Raw genomic sequence first — 18984 nt, 5'->3', positions numbered from 1 at the left:
ACTGACAATCGCCCTGACCTGCGAAGACTCGATCGGCCGGGCCATGAGCGGGGCCGGGCGGGGCCCGGATCCGGCGGGTGGTCGGCCGAGTGGCGGACAATGGCCGCATGGCGGTTTCGAGGGAGCGGGCACGGCACTGGCAGTACGAGCAGCTGCCCGGCGTCGACCTGCTGCGGGCCCGCTACATCAGCAAGACCTTCGTCCGGCACACCCACGAGAACTTCGTGATCGCTGCCATCGCCGACGGCGTCGAGGTCTTCCACCACGGCGGATCCGACGTGTCCGCCGGACCGGGCGCGCTCGCGCTGGTCAATCCGGACACCGCGCACACCGGCCGGGCGGGCGTTCCGGAGGGCTGGCGCTACGGCGCGGTCTATCCGCCGCCCGAGGTGGTGGCACAGATCGCCGCGGAGATCACGACCATCCGGGGCGCCCCCGGCTTCGTCAGCCCCGTGCTCGACGATCCGTACACCGCCCGCCTGGTCCACCAGGTCCTGCGCGCCGCCGACGAGGGCAACGCCCTGGCCGCCGACACGCTTCTGCGGGTGGCCGTGACCCGGCTGCTGCGACTGAACGGCGGCCCGCTGCCCGAGCGCCGGGTCCGGGCGGCCGGAGCGCGGCTCGCGGCACACGCGCGTGCCGTGCTCCAGGAGCGACTGGCCGAGCCGCCGACCCTGGAGCAGCTCGCCACCGATCTCGGAACCAGCCCCTTCGCGCTGCTACGGGCGTTCCGCGCGGCCTACGGCATGCCACCGCACGCCTGGCTGACCGACGCCCGCGTGCGCCGCGCGCGGCATCTGCTGGACGCCGGGACCAGCCCGGCGCGGGCGGCCGTGGCCGTCGGCTTCACCGACCAGCCGCACCTCAACCGGCACTTCGCCCGGATCGTCGGCGTCCCTCCCGGCGCCTACCAGCGCGAGCGCAAGAACGTACAAGACCCCGGGTGACCGCGGCCCGTAACGTCCGGCGTGTGGCACGACAGACAGCTCTCACAGACATACGCGATGACGACGGGGGCAAACCCGACGCCGCCGTCGTACGGGACGCCCTCGGGGTCGGGATCGCCGTGGGCCTGTCCGGTTTCGCCTTCGGGGTGACCTCGGCCGGCAGCGGGCTCGGCCTGCTGCAGACGTGCGCGCTCAGCCTCCTGGTGTTCACCGGAGCCTCCCAGTTCGCCCTGGTGGGCGCGCTCGCGGCCGGAGGGAATCCGCTCACGGCCGCCGCCGGGGCGTTCTTCCTCGGCGTCCGCAACGCCTTCTACGGCCTGCGGCTGTCGCAATTGCTCGCTCTCCCGCGCGCGGTGCGGCCGTTCGCCGCCCAGTGGGTGATCGACGAGACGACGGCGGTGGCCGTCGCCCAGCCGACGCGGCGCGCCGCGCGGGTCGGCTTCACCGTCACCGGGATCAGCCTGTACCTGCTGTGGAACCTCACCACGCTGCTCGGCGCGCTGGGCGCCAAGGCCCTCGGGGACACCGACGCGTGGGGGCTGGACGCGGCCGGACCCGCCGTCTTCCTGGCGCTGCTCGCGCCCATGGTGAAGACGGTCACCGAGCGCGCGGTGGCGGGCCTCGCCGTACTGCTCGGGCTCGGTCTGCTGCCCGTCCTGCCGGCCGGGGTACCGGTCCTGGCGGCCGCACTCGCGGCACCGGTCGCACTGTTCGCGCAGGGACGGCGCGGTGGTCGGCCCGCCCCCGCGACAGAGGGAACAGCACCGGAAGCGTCGGCAGTGTCGGAGGGGGACCGTTGAACACCTGGATCGCCATCGCCGCGACCGCCGTCGGCTGCTACGCCGTCAAGCTCGCCGGACTGCTGGTGCCGACGGGCGCCCTGGAACGGCCGCTGGTGAGGCGGCTCGCCGCCCTGCTGCCCGTCGCCCTGCTGGCGGCGCTCACCGCCCAGCAGACGTTCGCCGACGGTCACCGGCTGGTGCTGGACGCCAGGGCCGCCGGGCTGGCGGCGGCCGCCGCGGCGCTGGTGCTGCGCGCACCCTTCCTGCTGGTCGTCGCGGCGGCCGTGCTGGTGACCGCCGGAGTGCGGGCCGTCGGCGGGTGAGGACCCCTCGGCGTCATCCCACGAAGCGGCCGTACGCCCTCAGGGTGCGCAGCGCCTCGATCGTCACCAGGGGGCGCGCCTCCAGGGCGGTGCCCGGCGCCCACTGGCGCCATCGCAGCGGCCAGCCGCCGTCATCGCCCTGTTGACCGGCGAGGAAGTCCAGCGAGCGGGTCATCTCGTCGTCCGTGAACCACGCGCGCGCGAGTGAGCGGGGGGTCTTCGCGTAGTCGTGGGGGAAGTGGTGCTCGCCCGGGGCGTAGCCGGGGGCGACCGGGTAGGCGTCGAGGCGCTCCGGGTCCAGCGCGGCGAGGCGTTGCTCACGGACCAGGCGGCCCAGCCGGTCGGCGGCCGCCTCCGCGCGCGGGCGATCGGGCGCCGAGTCCAGGAACGCCACGGCGGCCTCGACCTCGTAGGGATGGGACTTGTCCAGGGACTCCACCGCCTGCCAGCAGAAGTCGGTGGCCCGGAACAGCCAGGCGTGCCACACCTCGTTGCGGTGCAGCAGGCCCACCACCGGGCCGGTGGCGAGCAGTTCGCCGGGCGGGTCGTCCACGACCGGGATGAACGGGGCCGCCGGATAGCCGCGTTGGCTGGGGTGGATCGCCGGCAGGGCGCCGTCCGGGGTCGAGACGGAGGTCAGATAGCGGCACACGCGTTCCACCCGCTGCCCGCCGCAGCGCCCGATGGCGTCCAGCACGGCCAGCGCGTGACCGGTGTGCAGGGGTTGGCTCACCGGACCGCGCAGATCGGGTTCCAGCGCGTGACCGTATCCGCCGTCCTCGTTGCGGTAGGCGTCCAGCGCCGCCTCCACCGGATCGGCGCCGCCGTTCAGGAAGTGGTACGCGAAGAGGTGCTGCTCCAGCACGCGCGCGGTGAGCCAGACGAACTGCTCGGCGTGGAAGAGCGCGGAACGCGCCGAGGGCACCGAGTGCGCCGAGGGTGCCGGGGACGCGGGGGGCATAGGGGGGAGTGGGGAAGCTCCTGATTCGGCCATGGGTCAGACCGTAGGACGGAAAGCGGTCTCGGCACGTGGTCCCGGGCGGGGCCCACCCCCAGGAGCGGGATACTGGGGTCATGCGGTTGACGGTCTTCTGGCAGCGGATGGCGGAACACTTCGGTCCGGGGTACGCCGACACCTTCGCGCACGATCACGTGATGTCGGAGCTGGGCGAGCGGACGGTGCACGAGGCGCTGGACGCCGGCTGGGAGGCGAAGGACGTGTGGCGGGTGGTCTGCACGGTGATGAACGTTCCGGGGGAGAGGCGCTGACCGGTCCCGGAGACCGCGGGCGGGCACCGGGTTGTCGGTGGCGTGGGCGAGACTTGCACCGTGGCACCCACTGACGATCACGGGCCGACCGCCCCGCACGCCTCCCCGTCCGGCACGACGCCGCCCGCCCGGCCCCCGGCCGGGGGCACCGCCCTGCCGGGCGCCCGCATGCCGAGATGGCTGCCGCGTGCCATGGTGCTCGCGCTCGCGCTCATAGCCGCGTTCCAGCTGGGCAGCTGGGCCTTCCACCAGCTGACCGGCCTGCTGATCAACATCCTCATCGCGTTCTTCCTGGCGCTTGCCATCGAGCCCGCGGTGAGCCGGATGGCGACGCGCGGGATGCGCCGGGGGCTCGCCACCTTCCTGGTCTTCCTGGGGCTGATGATCTTCAGTGCCGGATTCGTCGCCTTGCTCGGTTCGATGCTCGCGGGCCAGATCATCAAGATGGTCGAGGGCTTCCCGGCCTACCTCGACTCGCTCATCAACTGGGTCAACCAGACGTTCCACTCGGATCTCAAGCGGGTGGACGTCCAGGAGGGACTGCTGCACTCCGACTGGCTGCGCAAGTACGCGCAGAACAGCGCGGCCGGTGTGCTCGACGTGTCCGCCCAGGTGCTCGGCGGGCTCTTCCAACTGCTGACGGTCACCCTGTTCTCGTTCTACTTCGCCGCCGACGGCCCCCGGCTGCGGCGCGCCCTGTGCTCCGTGCTGCCGCCCGCGCGCCAGGCCGAGGTGCTGCGGGCCTGGGAGATCGCCGTGGACAAGACCGGCGGCTACCTGTACTCGCGCGGTCTGATGGCACTCGTCTCCGGGATCGCGCACTACGTCCTGCTCCAGGCGCTGGGCGTGCCGTACGCGCCCGTGCTCGGCGTCTGGGTGGGACTGGTCTCGCAGTTCATCCCGACCATCGGCACCTACCTCGCCGGCGCACTGCCGATGCTGATCGCCTTCACGGTGGCACCCTGGTACGCGGTGTGGGTGCTGGTCTTCGTGGTGCTCTACCAGCAGTTCGAGAACTACGTCCTGCAGCCCAAGCTGACCTCCAAGACCGTCGACATCCATCCGGCCGTCGCCTTCGGGTCGGTCATCGCGGGCACCGCCCTGCTCGGCGCCGTCGGCGCGCTGATCGCGATCCCCGCGGTCGCCACGCTCCAGGCCTTCCTGGGGGCGTACGTCAGGCGGTACGACGTCACGGACGACCCCCGGGTGCACGGACACCGCAGCCGAGGACAGGGCGGACCGGGCCTGTTCACGCGAGCGCGGGGGCTGTGGTCGCGGCAGCCGGGGGCGGGGGAGCCGGTCGCCTCGCAGGAGGGTTCTTCCTAGGACGCGCGCGGGGCCACGTCCCCAGGCGCCGTGCGTACGCGTGCTCAGTACGTCAGGGCCGCCCACACCCCGGCTCCCGCGACGGCGGCCGCGTAACAGCCGACCGCCGCGGCCACGATCCGCCACCGCACGCGCTCACTCCACTGGGTACGGGCGAGCAGGGCGGCCAGCGCGGGCAGGACCAGGACGGCGTGCAGGCTCACCCCGTGCAGCGGCTTGAGCGGGGCCGTCGAGTGGAAGGCGGCCTCCTGGTGACCGGTCCGGGCCAGGGCGACCCCGCGCGCGATCATCGCGGCTCCGGAGGCCAGCGCCACGAGCAGGATCGCGAAGCCGGAGCGGACCGCGAGCGGCATCCCGGCGGGGCCGGCCGGCCGCTGCTGGAAGGACGCGACCGCGAAGGCGGTGAGCAGCACCACCAGGACGCCGCCGCCCACCGCGAGCGTCATGGACACCGCCGTGTCGAAGGGCGTCTCCATGTTGAGGTGCGAGGGCACCCGGCGCCACGCCTGCAGCGTGATACCGCCGACCTCCAGCACGCAGTCGGCGGCGAACACGACGAGCAGGACGGCGCGCTGCCGGGGCCCCACGCGCAGGTACGAGGTGACCCAGGTGACAGCGATCAAGGTCGCCCCGAAGGAGAGCCCGAACGTGACGGGCTTGCGCCAGGAGACGGGGCCGTACCAGGGGCCGCCGTCCACCGCGAACACCACCAGGTGCGTGAGTCCGGAGAGGACGAGGAGCAGGCCGGTCGCGTGGCAGAGACGCTCGACGGGGCGCGGGTTCTTCATGCGCCAAGGCTCCCGAGAGCGGCGCGCGTGGTCGTCGTCCGACCGAAGACACCCGCCGTACACCACCCGGAGCAGCGGGGCCGCCCTGTGCCCCGCAGGCACCGGGGGCGGCCCCGAGTGCCGTGTGGTGCGCTTGACACTAAAATCGAACATCTATTCTTATTGAGGCTCGGGCAAGGCCCTTGGCAGGGATTTCGACGTGGTTCGAGTGGAGATGTCCCCTAGTTATCCACAGGCCGGCCCGACGTCGGGGCGCATTGTCAGTGGCAGGCGTTAGCGTCTTTGACGTGAAGCGATCGACTCAAGCAAACCGGGTGGAACCCATGGCAGGAACCGACCGCGAGAAGGCGCTCGACGCCGCGCTCGCACAGATTGAACGGCAATTCGGCAAGGGCGCGGTCATGCGCATGGGCGAGCGGTCGAAGGAGCCCATCGAGGTCATCCCGACCGGGTCGACCGCGCTCGACGTCGCGCTCGGCGTCGGCGGCCTGCCGCGCGGCCGTGTCGTGGAGATCTACGGACCGGAGTCCTCCGGCAAGACGACCCTGACCCTGCACGCGGTGGCCAACGCCCAGAAGGCCGGTGGCCAGGTGGCCTTCGTGGACGCGGAGCACGCCCTCGACCCGGAGTACGCCCGCAAGCTCGGCGTCGACATCGACAACCTGATCCTGTCCCAGCCGGACAACGGCGAGCAGGCGCTGGAGATCGTGGACATGCTGGTCCGCTCCGGCGCGCTCGACCTGATCGTCATCGACTCCGTCGCCGCGCTCGTCCCGCGCGCGGAGATCGAGGGCGAGATGGGCGACAGCCACGTCGGTCTGCAGGCCCGTCTGATGAGCCAGGCCCTGCGGAAGATCACCAGCGCGCTCAACCAGTCCAAGACCACCGCGATCTTCATCAACCAGCTCCGCGAGAAGATCGGCGTGATGTTCGGCTCCCCGGAGACCACGACCGGTGGCCGGGCGCTGAAGTTCTACGCCTCCGTGCGACTCGACATCCGCCGCATCGAGACGCTGAAGGACGGCACCGACGCGGTCGGCAACCGCACCCGCGTCAAGGTCGTCAAGAACAAGGTCGCGCCGCCCTTCAAGCAGGCCGAGTTCGACATCCTCTACGGCCAGGGGATCAGCCGCGAGGGCGGTCTGATCGACATGGGCGTGGAGAACGGCTTCGTCCGCAAGGCCGGCGCCTGGTACACGTACGAGGGCGACCAGCTCGGCCAGGGCAAGGAGAACGCGCGCAACTTCCTCAAGGACAACCCCGACCTGGCCAACGAGATCGAGAAGAAGATCAAGGAGAAGCTGGGCGTCGGTGTCCGGCCGGAGGAGCCCACCGCCGAGCCCGGCGCGGACGCGGCGGTCACCACGGGGGCCGACGACGCGAAGCCGGCCGCCGCTCCGGCCGCCGCCAAGGCCACCAAGCCCAAGGCCGCCGCTGCCAAGAGCTGACCCGTGACACGACGAACCGACTGGGCCGAGTACGAGTACACCTCCCCCGATGCCCCACGGGGGAGGGGCATCGGGGGCGACCCGGGCCCCGCCCGGGACGGCGACGGCGGCCCCGGGACCGACGACGACGGCTCCTCCGGCCGGGGCAGGCGCGGGGCCGGCTCCCGAGGCGGGCGCGCGCGGGGGCGGCGCCGCTTCGGGGAAGCGGCCGGTGAAGACGAAGACGCCCCCTCCTCGTCGAGGGCCGAGCAAGGGGAGTCTTCAGGGGACCCGGCTGAGCGGGCGCGGGCTATCTGTCTGCGCCTGCTCACCGGGACCCCGCGCACCCGCAAGCAACTCGCGGACGCCCTGCGCAAGCGGGACATCCCCGAGGACGTGGCCCAGGAGGTGCTGTCGCGGTTCGAGGAGGTCGGACTGATCGACGACGGCGCGTTCGCGGACGCCTGGGTGGAGTCCCGGCACCACGGCCGGGGACTGGCCCGCCGCGCGCTCGCCCGGGAACTGCGGACCAAGGGCGTCGACGCGGCGCTGATCGACGAGGCCGTCGCCCAGCTCGACTCGGAGCAGGAGGAGACGACCGCCCGCGACCTCGTCGACCGCAAGCTGCGCGCCACCCGGGGCCTCGACCGCGACAAGCGGCTGCGGCGCCTCGCCGGCATGCTCGCCCGCAAGGGCTACCCCGAGGGCATGGCCCTGCGGGTCGTCCGGCAGGCGCTGGAGGAAGAGGGCGAGGACACGGACTTCCTGGAGGACGACGGGTTCTGACGGCCCGAGGGCCATGTCCGGGGGTGGGGTTGTCCCCCCGGACAACATGCCGGGCCACCGCAGTGCGCCCACGGCACCGCGCGGGCGAACGTGTACGCACGCCTCGGAGAGCGAAAGCCCGAGGCCGAAGTCCCTGGACTCGGCGGCACACAACAGAAAAGAGCCCGCTCATCATGATGCTGCGTTACGCCCTCCAGACCGTCCGCGCCCGCAAGGCCGGCTTCCTGGGCGCCTTCCTCGCCCTGATGTGCGCGGCCGCCCTCATCTCCGCCTGCGGCACCCTCCTCGAGACCGGTCTGCGCGGCACGATCCGCACCGAGCGCTACGCGGCGGCGCCCCTCGCCGTACCGCCTACGGACACGCCTGGGCGTCCGCCGCGCTGACGCCGTACCGGCTGGCCGAGGGCACCGCCCCCACCGCCGGCACAGACCTCGTGGTGGACCGCTACCTCGCCGCCCGCGCCCACCTCCGGCCCGGGGACCAGCTCACCGTGCAGTCGACGCAGACACCGCGCAGCTACCGGATCACCGGCATCGCCACCCCGGTCGCGGACGTGCACCACCAGACGTCCCTGTTCTTCTCCGCCGCCGAGGCCCGCCGACTGGCCGCACACCCCGGGCAGGTCACGGCATTCGGCGTGCTGCCCACGCCCGGCACGGACCCGCGAAAGCTGCGGCAGGCGGTGGCCGGGACGCTGCACGGCACCACCGCCCAGGTCAGCACCGGCGACGCCCGCGGCCCCGTCGAGTTCCTGGACGCGGCGGCGGCCCGCACCCGGCTGGTCAGCATGGGCGGCGCGATGGGCGGCACCTCGCTGCTGGTGGCGATCCTCGTGGTCGTCGGCACCTTCGCGCTCACCGTCCAGCAGCGCCACCGCGAACTGGCCCTGCTCCGCGCCATCGCAGCCACCCCCGGACAGATCCGCAAGCTGCTCGGCCGCGAGGCGCTCATCGTCGGCGCCGCGGCGGGCACGGCGGGCGCGCTGCTCGGCCTGCCCCTGGGCGGCCTGCTGAACAGCAGGTTCGTCGCCCTGGGCGCCGTACCCGACACGCTGCGGCACACGGTGAGCGTCTTCCCGGTGCTGGCGGCCCTCGCCGCCACCCTGTCGGCGGCCTGGACGGCGGCCCGTATCGCCTCCCGCCGGATCACCCGGATCCGCCCGGCGCAGGCCCTGACCGAGGCCGGCACCGAGAACACCCGCCCCGCCTGGGGACGGGTCGCGGCCGGCCTGCTGCTGCTCGCCGCCGGGACCGTCCTCGTCGCCGTCCTCACCTCGCTGCGCACCGAACCGGCCTCGACTCCCGTCACCTTCCTCGCCGTCGTGGTCCTGTCCACCTCCGTCGCCCTGCTCGGCCCGCTGCTCGTCAAGGCGGCCGCGCTGCTGCTCGCCGGCCCGCTGCGGCTCACCGGTCACGGTGGCCGGCTCGCCACCGCCAACCTGCGCGGCAACGCCACCCGCATGGCCTCCGTCGTCACCCCCCTCACCCTGCTCATCGGCATGACCTGCACCGTCCTGTTCGTCCAGTCCACCCTCGGCGCCGCCGCCCGCGCCCAGGCCCGCGAAGGCGTCACCGCCGACTGGGTCGTCGCCGCCCGCGGGCCCGGCATCCCCGCCGCGGCCGCACGGCAGTTGCGGACCGGCCATGACGCCGTCACCGAAGTCGTCCGCACGACTGTTCGCGTGGGCCTGGACAAGTACGCCGCCCAGGGCGTCACCCCCGCCGGCCTCACCCGCACCTGGGACCCGAAGGTCACGGCAGGCTCCCTCGGCCGGCTGACCGCGAACACCGTCGCGGTCAGCGAACTGGTCGCCGATCAACACCACTTGAAACCCGGAAGCCCCCTGAGGCTCACCCTCGGCGACGGCACGCCCGCCACGCTCACCGTCGCCGCCGTCTACGCCCGGGGTCTCGGCTTCGGAGACCTCACCTTCGCGCACGACCTCGTCGCCCACCACGTCGACAACCCGCTCGCCTCCTCCGTCCTCGTCAGCACGACCCGCACACAGACACAACTCGCGACTACCCTCCGTGAGTTCCCGGGTCTGCGGGTTCTCTCCCCGGCCGCCGCCGACTCGCTGCGGGGCGACCGGCAGCAGACGAACGCCGAGGTCAACTACCTGGCCATGGGACTGGTCCTGGCCTTCACCGCCATCGCCGTCGTCAACACGCTCGCCATGTCGGTCTCCGAACGTGTCCGTGAGTTCGCGCTGCTCCGCCTCGCCGGGGCGACGCGCCGCCAGGTGCTGCGGATGCTGCGCACCGAGGCGCTGTCGGTCCTGCTGCTCGCCACGGCGCTCGGCAGCGGTATCGCCCTCGCGGTGCTCACCGCGTTCGGCCTCGGCATGACCGGCCAGGCCGCCCCCACCGTCACGCCGTTGCCGTACGTCACCGTCGTCGCGTTCGCCGGCCTCCTCGTGCTGGTGGCCGGCGCCCTGCCAGGACGCGTGGCGCTCAGGGTCCGCGCGGTGACGGTGGCGACCGCCAAGGAGTAGCCGACCGGGAGGGAGGAAGCGACTGGGAGGGAGGAAGCGACTGGGAGGGAGGAGACGACCGGGAGGGGGCGGCTCAGCCGTCGGTGGGCGCGCCGGGCGCGTCCTCGGCGGACGCGCCCACCGGGCTCGCCACCGGCAGCCCCGCCGTCTTCCACGCCTGGAAGCCGCCCACCAGGTCCGTAGCCCGGTGCAGACCCAACTGGTGCAGGGAGGCGGCGGCCAGGCTGGAGGCGTAGCCCTCGTTGCAGATCACCACGACCCGCACCTCGTGCCCGGTGGCCTCGGGGAGGCGGTGGCTGCCCTGGGGATCGAGTCGCCACTCCAGTTCGTTGCGCTCGACGACGAGTGCGCCGGGGATCAGTCCGTCCCGGTCGCGCAGGGCCGCGTACCGGATGTCGACCAGCAGGGCGTCACCGGCCCGCGCCGCGTCGTACGCCTCCTGTGCCTCCACGCGCCGGTAACCCTCGCGCACCCGCTCCAGCAGTGCGTCGATGCCCACGGGCCCCTGCTCCGCGCCGCTCACTGCCAGTCCTCGGGGCGCTCGACCTGTTCCAGGCGCAGCGTCTGTCCGTTCCGGCTGTAGCGGCGGATCCGAGGAAGCGGCGGGTAGTAGGCGTGCACGGAGACCGCGTGGTGCTCGGTGGACTCGTTGAGCACCTCGTGCACATGGTGGCGGCCGAAGGCGCGGCCCTGCCCGGCGCTCAGCCGGCGCTCGCGGTCCACTCCCTCGGTGAGTTCCAGGGTCTTCCAGCCGTCGGTGGGCAGCCGGGCGGCGAGCGAGTACTCCTTCAGCTCGCCCGAGGCGGTGAGGAAGGCGCCGACCGAGTCGGCGTGGTCGTGCCAGCCGGTGCCGGAGCCGGGCGGCCAGCCGATCAGCCAGGCCTCGCTGCCGCCGGGTCCCTCCAGGCGCACCCAGGTACGGCCATCGGGATCGAGCGGAAGGGAGGCGATCAGCTCGGCGTCGGCGGCGGTGCGCCGCACGAAGTCGAGGAGGTCCGCCTGGGTGGGCGCCGAGGCGGCGGCCGGGGCGGCCGAGGGGGGAAGGGAGGGAGAAACGGAGGGGGAGACAGACACGTTGACCGTCCTGAAGAGCGTTCGCCGAACAGGCGCGCGGGGGCGCCCGGTGGGACAAGGGGAATGCGCGTTCAGCAGGACGGGCGACACACGCAGCCCGCATAGCGGACGAGGTCCATGTGGACCCTCCGCCACAGGCGTACACAGGTGTCGGTCACGATCCGGAGTACACCATGCCGGGACACACCGGTCAACTCAGCGTCACCATGTGGACGGAGCGTGACCTGAGCCACGCTCAACGCGCGCCGGAGCCCGCCCGCGCCTCCGTGGAACCCGCCCGCGCCTCCTCCTTCGCGGGACCGCCCACCGCCGCCTCCGCCGCCGCGTAGAGGTCGGCCGGCCGGACGCCGCTCAGCGCGGTGACCAGGTGGCCGTCTGGGCGCACGAGCAGCACGGTGTGCGCCGGCGCCCCCGGGTAGCTCTCGGCGACCAGCAACTCGGCCGGGTGCGGCAGCGCGGTCACCGCGGCCGCCAGCCGGGGCATCAGCCCGGCCGACATCCAGTGCTTGCGGTCCCACACGCCCGTGCCCGGCGCGATCAGCACGACCAGCAGGGCGCCGCGGCCGAGACGGTCGCGCAGCTGGACGGACGTGCCGTCCTCCGCCGTGACACGCACATCGGTGACCGGGGAACCCGGCGGGGTGTCGATGGCGACCTCGGCCTCCAGCCGCCGGGGCGCGAGCGGCGAGTCGGTGTACGCCCCTGGCGCGCCCAATGACCCGCGCCCCAGATGACCGTCGGTGAGCAGAGTGTCGTGCCCCCGGGCCGCGCCGGGGACGTAACCGCGCAGCGCACCGCCGCCGCGCAGCACCGGCAGCACCTGGTCGGCGGCGCGCAGCCGGGCGGCGACGATGGCGCGCCGCTCCGCCTGATAGCTGTCGAGCAGTGCCTCGTGCGGACCGTGGTGCCAGGCCAGGGCCAGCTTCCAGGCGAGGTTGTCGGCATCCCGCAGGCCCTCGTCGAGACCCTGTGTGCCGAGCGCGCCGAGCAGGTGGGCCGCGTCCCCGGCGACGAACACCCGGCCCACCCGCCACCTGCGGGCGAGCCGGTGGTGCACCGTGTGGACCCCCGTGTCGAGGAGGTCGTACGGCGGTGTGGAGCCGTCCGTCCAGCCCGCGAGGGTCTCGCGGACGCGGGCGACCAGCATCTCGGGCGTGACCAGGTCCTTGCCCGGGGGCAGCAGCCAGTCCAGGCGCCACGCGCCGTCCGGGAGGGGGCGGGCGGTCACCTCCCCGGCCGAGGGCCCGGTCGTCCGCCACGGCGGCAGCCGATGGAGCAACGCCTGGCCTGGCCACGGAAGTTCCGCGCGCAGCGCGGCGACGGCGTGCCGTTCCACCGCCGTACGGCCGGGGAAGCGGATGTCCTGGAGCTTGCGCACGGTCGAACGGGGGCCGTCGCAGCCCACCACATAACTTCCCCGCCACCAGGTGCCCTTGGGGCCCCGGGTGTGCGCGGTGACGCCGGAGCGTTCCTGCTCGATGGTGTCCAGGCGGCTGTCCACCACGACCTTGGACAGGGGCTCGTCGGCGAGGGCGGCGCGCAGGGCGTTCGTCAGCACGTGCTGGGCGATGTGCAGCGGGGCGGGCTCGGCGCCGTCGAAGGTGATCTCGCGCATCACCTGCCTTCTCCTGAGCGACCGCCATCCGGCCCAGTGGACGCCCTGGTCGCCGAGCGGGACGCGGGTCAGCCGCGTCAGCAGGGCGGTGGTGTCCTCACGCAGCACGACGGTGCGCGCCGGGCGTGGTTCGTCCTTGCCGGGGCCCTCGTCGAGGACGACGGACGGCACCTCCTGGCGGGCCAGCGCCAGGGCGAGCGTGAGCCCGACGGGCCCCGCTCCGACGATGATCACCGGATCCACGGCGCGGCGCCCCCTGCCCGCAGCGGTGCCCTGTCGGGCCTGGGTGAACAGGAAGGTGGAGCGGGGTGCACGATCACAGAACGTATGCAACCCATTGGCGGTGTTTGCGTCAAGCGACCCGAGGCAGTGGCGATCATGCCACTGCCTCGGGTCACGGGACGCGAACTGACCGATGATCAGATGACAGCACCGCCGGCTCCGGTCGGCGCGGTGCCCGCGATGTCCGCCACCGCCGACGGCGGAAGCACCGCCCCGCCGGACTTCTTCCCGCGCCGCAGCCGTCGCTCCAGCCAGCCCGCGAAGCTCGTCAGCGAGAAGTTGAGGGCGATGAAGATCACCGCGACGACGGTGTAGCAGGCGATGATGTTGGCGCCGTAGTAGCTGGCCATCGTGTTGGCCGAGGCGAGCAGTTCGGGGAAGGTGAGGACACCGCCGCCCAGCGCGGTGTCCTTCACGATCACCACGAGCTGGCTGACGATCGCCGGGAGCATCGCGGTGACCGCCTGGGGCAGCAGGACGAGCCGCATCACCTGGTTCTTGCGCAGGCCGATCGCCATCGCCGCCTCGGACTGGCCCCTGGGCAGCGAGAGGATGCCCGCCCGGACGATCTCCGCGAGCACCGCCGCGTTGTACAGCACGAGTCCGGTGACGACCGCGTACAGCGGCCGGTCGTCCGTGCTGACGTCGGTGTAGGTGGAGTACAGGGCCATGCCGAAGATCATCAGGACCAGCACCGGGATCGCCCGGAAGAACTCGACCACGACCGCGGCCGGCACACGGATCCAGAGGTGGTCCGAGAGACGGGCGATGCCGAGGACGGCGCCCAGCGGCAGCGCGATGACCATCGCCAGCGCGGCGGCCTTCAGCGTGTTCTCCAGACCCGGCCAGATGTACGTGGACCAGGCCTCGGTGCCGGTGAAGAACGGCTTCCACAGGGCCCACGCCAGCTGGCCCTTGTCGTCGAGGGCGCCGTACACCCACCACACGACCGCCGCGAAGGCGACCGTGAAGACCACCGTGAGCAGGACGTTGCGCCGCTTGGCGCGGGGGCCCTGGGCGTCGTACAGGACCGAGGTCATCGCTTCACCGCCACCTTCTTGCCCACCCAGCCGAGGATCAGACCCGTCGGCAGGGTCAGGCAGACGAAACCGAAGGCGAAGATCGCGGCGATCGGGATCAGTTGCGCCTCCTTCTCGATCATCCCCTTCATCAGGAGCGCTGCCTCGGCGACACCGATCGCGGCCGCCACCGTGGTGTTCTTCGTCAGCGCGATCAGGACGTTCGCCAGCGGTCCGACGGCAGCCCGGAAGGCCTGCGGCAGCACGACCAGCCCGAGCACCTGCGTGAAGTTCAGGCCGATGGCCCGGGCCGCCTCCGCCTGTCCGACCGGGACGGTGTTGATGCCCGAGCGCAGCGCCTCGCACACGAAGGCCGAGGTGTAGGCGATCAGACCGAGCACGGCCAGCCGGAAGTTGACCGTGTCGACGTCGTGCGCACCGAGGTTGACGCCCAGCGTCTGGCTCAGGCCGAGCGAGGCGAACAGGATGATCACCGTGAGCGGGATGTTGCGCACGATGTTCACGTAGGCGCTGCCGAAACCGCGCATCAGCGGCACCGGGCCCACCCGCATGGCGGCCAGTGCGGTGCCCCAGATCAGGGAGCCCGCGGCGGACAGCAACGTCAGCTGCACCGTCGTCCAGAAGGCTCCCAACAGGTCGTAACCTTGAAGAAAGTCGAACACGTTGTCCCGCGCTTCCGCGTGTAGGGGTGCCCCGGTGCGCCGCCCGCGCGGACCGCGCACCGGTGGGCGCTGCCTCAGCTCTTGATGTCGCCGATCTTCGGCGCGGGCTCGTTCTTGTAGCCGGCCGGGCCGAAGTTCTTGTCCACGGCCTTCTGCCAGGAACCGTCGGCCACCATCGCCTGCAGCGCCGAGTTGATCTTGGCCTTGAGGTCGCTGCCCTTCTTGACGCCGATGCCGTAGTTCTCGTTGGTCATCTTGAAGCCGCCGAGCTTGAACTTGCCCTTGAACTGGGCCTGCGAGGCGTAGCCGGCGAGGATGGAGTCGTCCGTGGTCAGGGCGTCGACGGCGCCGCTCTGCAGACCGTTCAGGCACGCCGAGTAGGTCGGGTAGGTCTGCAGCTGCGCCTTCGGGGCGAGCTTGTCGTGGACGTTCTGCGCCGAGGTGGAGCCGACCACCGAACACAGCTTCTTGCTGTTGAGGTCGGCGGGGGACTTGATCGCGGTCTCGTCCGCGCGGAGCAGCACGTCCTGGTGGGCCAGCAGATACGGGCCCGCGAAGTCGACCAGCTGCTGGCGCTTCGGGGTGATCGAGTAGGAGGCGGCGATGAAGTCGACGTCACCGCGCTTGAGCATGGTCTCGCGGTCGGCGCTCTTCGACTCGCGCCACTCGATCTGGTCGGCGCCGTAGCCCAGCTTCTTGGCGACATAGGTCGCCACGTCGACGTCGAAGCCCGCGTAGCCCTGCGGGGTCTTCTGGCCGATACCGGGCTGGTCGAACTTGATGCCGATGGTGATCGTCTTGCCACCGGAGGAGGAACTGCCGTTCTTCTTGCCCGAGCCGCACGCCGTGACGGCCAGGGCGAGGGAGAGCACGGCGGCCGAGGCGGCGGTGACCTTGCGGAGCTGCATGGGGAACATCCTTTGGCTGGTGAAGAAGAGAGGTGAGCCGTCTGGGGCGGGGCGCGGCGGACCGTTCAGTGGTGCAGGATCTTCGACAGGAAGTCCTTGGCCCGGTCGCTGCGCGGATTGCTGAAGAACTGGTCGGGCGCAGCCTCTTCGACGATCCGGCCGTCGGCCATGAAGACCACCCGGTTTGCAGCCGATCGTGCGAAACCCATCTCGTGGGTGACGACGATCATCGTCATGCCGTCACGGGCGAGCTGCTGCATGACCTCGAGGACCTCGTTGATCATCTCGGGGTCGAGGGCCGAGGTCGGCTCGTCGAAGAGCATCACCTTCGGGTCCATCGCCAGCGCCCGCGCGATCGCGACGCGCTGCTGCTGGCCGCCGGACAGCTGCGCGGGGTACTTGTCGGCCTGGGTGCCCACGCCGACCCGGTCGAGCAGGGCCCGCGCCTTCTCCTCGGCCTGCCCCTTGTCGGCCTTGCGGACCTTGACCTGCCCCAGCATCACGTTCTGGAGCACGGTCTTGTGCGCGAAGAGGTTGAAGGACTGGAACACCATCCCGACGTCCGCCCGGAGCCGGGCCAGCTCCTTGCCCTCCTGCGGCAGCGGCTTTCCGTCGATGGTGATGGCGCCGGAGTCGACGGTCTCCAGGCGGTTGATGGTGCGGCACAGGGTCGACTTTCCGGAGCCGGATGGTCCGATGACCACCACGACCTCGCCCCGGGCGATCGTCAGGTCGATGTCCTGGAGTACGTGCAACGCGCCGAAGTGCTTGTTGACGCTCTTCAGGACGACCAGTTCGCCGGTTGCGGCCACGTCTTCCTTGGCCACCGATACTTCGGTCATCGCTCTCGGGCTCCGTCCTCCTCGGTTTCGCAGGACAGTAGTGAGGCCGGATGACCAGCGTCATTACATCTGAGGGAGATCTGAGCATCACGATCGGATAGCAATCGGACACGTGTCGTAGCAGTTGCCACGGGGCGCGTATCGGGCGGGTAACGGAAGCGGCGGCCGACCGGAACCCACTTGACGCCGTTGTCGTCCATCAGCGTGACTGCATGGTGCACGCGCGTGTGCACGCTCTTCGCGTACGAGGCGTATGAGTCGTACGAGGCCACGAGGCGTAGGACGCACACGACGCGCACGACCGCTGAACCGGAGGGGGCCGGAATGAGACTGCTGCTCGTCGAGGACGACAACCACGTCGCGGCCGCCCTGTCCGCGGTCCTCGCGCGGCACGGCTTCGACGTCACCCACGCGCGCAGCGGCGAGGAGGCACTGCGGGCCCTCGTCCCGGAGAGCGCCGGCTTCGGGGTCGTCCTGCTCGACCTGGGCCTGCCCGACCAGGACGGCTACGAGGTCTGCGGCAAGATCCGCAAGCGCACCGGCATCCCGGTGATCATGGTCACCGCCCGCTCCGACGTCCGCTCCCGCATCCACGGCCTCAACCTGGGCGCCGACGACTACGTGGTGAAGCCGTACGACACCGGGGAACTGCTCGCCCGGATCCACGCCGTCAGCCGGCGCACCGCCCACGAGGACGCCGCGCCGGGAGCCGAGAGCGCGCTGCATCTCGGCCCGGTACGCATCGAACTGCCCACCCGGCAGGTCACCGTGGACGGTTCGGTGATCCAACTGACCCGCAAGGAGTTCGACCTGCTCGCGCTGCTCGCCCAGCGGCCCGGGGTGGTCTTCCGACGGGAACAGATCATCAGCGAGGTCTGGCGCACCAGCTGGGAGGGCACCGGACGCACCCTGGAGGTGCACGTCGCCTCCCTGCGCGCCAAGCTCCGCATGCCCGCGCTGATCGAGACCGTACGCGGCGTGGGCTACCGGCTCGTCGCCCCGGCCGCCTAGCGGGGCCGGGTGCGCACACGGCTCCTCCCGCTGCTCATCGTCCTGATGGCGGCCGTCCTGCTCGCGCTCGGCGTCCCGCTCGCCGTCAGCGTCGCCGCCGCCCAGCAGCAGCGGGTCGTCGTCGACCGGATCGACGACACGGCACGCTTCGCGGCGCTCGCCCAGTTCGTCACCGACGGCCCCGACGGATCCCCCCGCGCCTCCACCGACGAGCGCAGGGAGACCCTGAGCCGCGAACTGACCAGCTACTACGGCGTCTACGGCATCCGCGCGGGCGTCTTCTACCGCAACGCCTCGGCGATGGCCAACGCGCCCGGCGACTGGGTGCTGCCCAAGAGCGGCGAGGTGCGCGAGGCGTTCCAGGAGGCGCTGCTCAGCCGGCGCAGCCACGACCCCGAGCAGGTGTGGCCCTGGCAGCGCAGCCGACTCGTGGTCGCCTCGCCGGTCATCCGGGACGGTGACGTGGTCGCCGTCGTGGTCACCGACTCGCCCACCGGGGCGATGCGCTCGCGGATCCTGCGCGGCTGGCTGTTCATCGGCGCCGGTGAGATCGCCGCGATGCTGCTCGCGGTCGGCGCCGCCCTGCGGCTGACCGGCTGGGTGCTCAAGCCGGTGCGCGTGCTCGACGCCACCACCCACGACATCGCCACCGGGCGGCTGAAGTCCCGGGTGGCCGCGGCCGGCGGTCCGCCGGAACTCAGACGGCTGGCCCGGTCGTTCAACGAGATGGCGGACAACGTCGAGGACGTGCTGGAGCAGCAGCGCGCCTTCATCGCCGACGCCTCGCACCAGCTGCGCAACCCGCTCTCGGCGCTGTTGCTGCGCATCGAACTGCTCGCCCTCGAACTCCCGGAGGGCAACGAGGAGATCGCCTCGGTCCGCACCGAGGGAAAGCGTCTCGCGCAGGTTCTCGACGACCTGCTCGACCTGGCGCTGGCCGAGCACGCCGAGGCGGACCTCAGACTGACCGACCTCGGCCGGCTGGCCACGGAGCGGGTGGCCGCCTGGTCGCCGTCGGCCGAGGCCAGGGGGGTCCGGCTGGTCGGCGACTGCCCGCCCACCACCGGCTGGGCCGACCCGGTCACCCTGTCCAGCGCGCTGGACGCGGTGATCGACAACGCTGTGAAGTTCACTCCGGACGGCGGCACCGTGGAGGTCACCGTCCGCGCCGCCGGCGACACCTCGACGGTCGTGGTCACCGACACCGGCCCCGGGCTCACCGACGAGGAACTCGCGCGCGTGGGCGACCGTTTCTGGCGCAGCGGCCGCCACCAGAACGTCAAGGGCTCGGGCCTGGGCCTCTCCATCAGCCGCACCCTGCTCGCGGCGGGCGGCGGCTCGATCTCCTACGACCACCACGAGCCCCGGGGGCTGCGGGTGACGGTGTCGGTTCCGAGGAGCACCTAGC

At 72.1% G+C, this 18984-nt stretch carries 18 protein-coding genes and 2 pseudogenes; 10 read left to right on the top strand and 10 right to left on the bottom strand.

From position 1 onward, the window contains the following. Positions 1–107: 107 nt before the first annotated feature. The 3 genes and pseudogenes from ACFYMM_RS16050 to ACFYMM_RS16040 all read left to right on the top strand — a co-directional run. Positions 108–1067: pseudogene (locus ACFYMM_RS16050) on the top strand (AraC family transcriptional regulator); the annotation flags it as partial. After that, positions 971–1747, top strand: a complete 777-nt coding sequence (locus ACFYMM_RS16045) for an AzlC family ABC transporter permease (RefSeq protein WP_388386669.1) — start codon at positions 971–973, stop codon at positions 1745–1747. The pseudogene ACFYMM_RS16050 and the gene ACFYMM_RS16045, both read left to right, overlap by 97 nt. Then, positions 1744–2052 carry an AzlD domain-containing protein gene (locus ACFYMM_RS16040; protein WP_388386667.1) on the top strand — a complete coding sequence of 103 codons (309 nt, stop codon included), beginning with the start codon at positions 1744–1746 and terminating at the stop codon, positions 2050–2052. The genes ACFYMM_RS16045 and ACFYMM_RS16040 overlap by 4 nt, the downstream gene beginning before the upstream one ends. A 13-nt stretch (positions 2053–2065) precedes the next feature. On the opposite strand, the gene ACFYMM_RS16035 is transcribed toward ACFYMM_RS16040, so the two are convergent. Continuing rightward, entirely contained in the window at positions 2066–3046 is a 981-nt protein-coding gene (locus tag ACFYMM_RS16035) for a hypothetical protein (protein ID WP_388386664.1), read from the bottom strand. 80 nt (positions 3047–3126) lie between these two features. On the opposite strand from ACFYMM_RS16035, the gene ACFYMM_RS16030 reads away from it, so the two are divergent. Both ACFYMM_RS16030 and ACFYMM_RS16025 read left to right on the top strand, forming a co-directional pair. Next, positions 3127–3321: a DUF3046 domain-containing protein gene (locus ACFYMM_RS16030; protein ID WP_388386662.1), complete on the top strand. Its 195-nt coding sequence runs from the start codon at positions 3127–3129 to the stop codon at positions 3319–3321. Positions 3322–3381: 60 nt separating this feature from the next. After that, complete coding sequence (locus ACFYMM_RS16025; protein ID WP_388386660.1) at positions 3382–4647, top strand: AI-2E family transporter; 1266 nt, start codon at positions 3382–3384, stop codon at positions 4645–4647. 44 nt (positions 4648–4691) lie between these two features. Here ACFYMM_RS16025 and ACFYMM_RS16020 read toward each other — a convergent pair whose 3' ends face one another. Further along, positions 4692–5435, bottom strand: coding sequence for a hypothetical protein (locus ACFYMM_RS16020; protein WP_388386658.1), 744 nt, complete (start codon positions 5433–5435; stop codon positions 4692–4694). A gap of 323 nt (positions 5436–5758) precedes the next feature. On the opposite strand from ACFYMM_RS16020, the gene recA reads away from it, so the two are divergent. The 3 genes and pseudogenes from recA (at position 5759) to ACFYMM_RS16005 (ending at position 10142) form a co-directional block, all read left to right on the top strand. Continuing rightward, positions 5759–6883, top strand: a complete 1125-nt coding sequence (gene recA / locus ACFYMM_RS16015; RefSeq protein ID WP_388386656.1) for a recombinase RecA — start codon at positions 5759–5761, stop codon at positions 6881–6883. A gap of 3 nt (positions 6884–6886) precedes the next feature. Beyond that, positions 6887–7648, top strand: a complete 762-nt coding sequence (gene recX, locus ACFYMM_RS16010; protein ID WP_388386654.1) for a recombination regulator RecX — start codon at positions 6887–6889, stop codon at positions 7646–7648. Between the two features lie 173 nt (positions 7649–7821). Beyond that, positions 7822–10142 (top strand): annotated as a pseudogene (locus ACFYMM_RS16005) (FtsX-like permease family protein). Between the two features lie 73 nt (positions 10143–10215). Here ACFYMM_RS16005 and ACFYMM_RS16000 read toward each other — a convergent pair. From ACFYMM_RS16000 to ACFYMM_RS15965, 8 genes are all read right to left on the bottom strand, one after another. Further along, positions 10216–10671, bottom strand: coding sequence for a rhodanese-like domain-containing protein (locus ACFYMM_RS16000; RefSeq protein ID WP_388386715.1), 456 nt, complete (start codon positions 10669–10671; stop codon positions 10216–10218). Further along, the gene (locus ACFYMM_RS15995; RefSeq protein WP_388386652.1) at positions 10662–11216 is read right to left on the bottom strand and encodes a cysteine dioxygenase; all 555 of its coding nucleotides are present in this window, start codon (positions 11214–11216) and stop codon (positions 10662–10664) included. The genes ACFYMM_RS16000 and ACFYMM_RS15995 overlap by 10 nt, the downstream gene beginning before the upstream one ends. 71 nt (positions 11217–11287) lie before the next feature. After that, positions 11288–11374, bottom strand: a complete 87-nt coding sequence (locus tag ACFYMM_RS15990; RefSeq protein ID WP_313960178.1) for a putative leader peptide — start codon at positions 11372–11374, stop codon at positions 11288–11290. 77 nt (positions 11375–11451) lie between these two features. Next, positions 11452–13074, bottom strand: coding sequence for an FAD-dependent monooxygenase (locus ACFYMM_RS15985; RefSeq protein WP_388386650.1), 1623 nt, complete (start codon positions 13072–13074; stop codon positions 11452–11454). Positions 13075–13250: 176 nt separating this feature from the next. Further along, positions 13251–14153, bottom strand: a complete 903-nt coding sequence (locus ACFYMM_RS15980) for an amino acid ABC transporter permease (protein WP_388386648.1) — start codon at positions 14151–14153, stop codon at positions 13251–13253. Continuing rightward, entirely contained in the window at positions 14150–14815 is a 666-nt protein-coding gene (locus ACFYMM_RS15975; RefSeq protein ID WP_388386646.1) for an amino acid ABC transporter permease, read from the bottom strand. The genes ACFYMM_RS15980 and ACFYMM_RS15975 overlap by 4 nt, the downstream gene beginning before the upstream one ends. 74 nt (positions 14816–14889) lie before the next feature. Then, positions 14890–15723 (bottom strand): glutamate ABC transporter substrate-binding protein, encoded by an 834-nt coding sequence (locus ACFYMM_RS15970; RefSeq protein WP_388386643.1) that lies wholly within the window; start codon positions 15721–15723, stop codon positions 14890–14892. 65 nt (positions 15724–15788) lie between these two features. After that, the gene (locus ACFYMM_RS15965; RefSeq protein WP_388386641.1) at positions 15789–16565 is read right to left on the bottom strand and encodes an amino acid ABC transporter ATP-binding protein; all 777 of its coding nucleotides are present in this window, start codon (positions 16563–16565) and stop codon (positions 15789–15791) included. Between the two features lie 324 nt (positions 16566–16889). Here ACFYMM_RS15965 and ACFYMM_RS15960 point away from each other — a divergent pair, with 324 nt between their 5' ends. After that, positions 16890–17576, top strand: coding sequence for a response regulator transcription factor (locus ACFYMM_RS15960; protein WP_388386639.1), 687 nt, complete (start codon positions 16890–16892; stop codon positions 17574–17576). A 9-nt stretch (positions 17577–17585) separates the two neighbouring features. After that, a complete protein-coding gene (locus ACFYMM_RS15955; protein WP_388386637.1) occupies positions 17586–18983 on the top strand; it encodes an ATP-binding protein in 1398 nt (465 codons plus the stop codon). The last annotated feature ends 1 nt before the right edge of the window (position 18984 follow it).

The organism is Streptomyces sp. NPDC006739, assembly GCF_042869815.1.
In the GTDB taxonomy this organism is placed as follows: Bacteria; Actinomycetota; Actinomycetes; order Streptomycetales; family Streptomycetaceae; genus Streptomyces.
The sequence above is the reverse complement of the archived record's forward strand: the minus strand, read 5'-3'. Positions and strand labels throughout refer to the sequence as shown.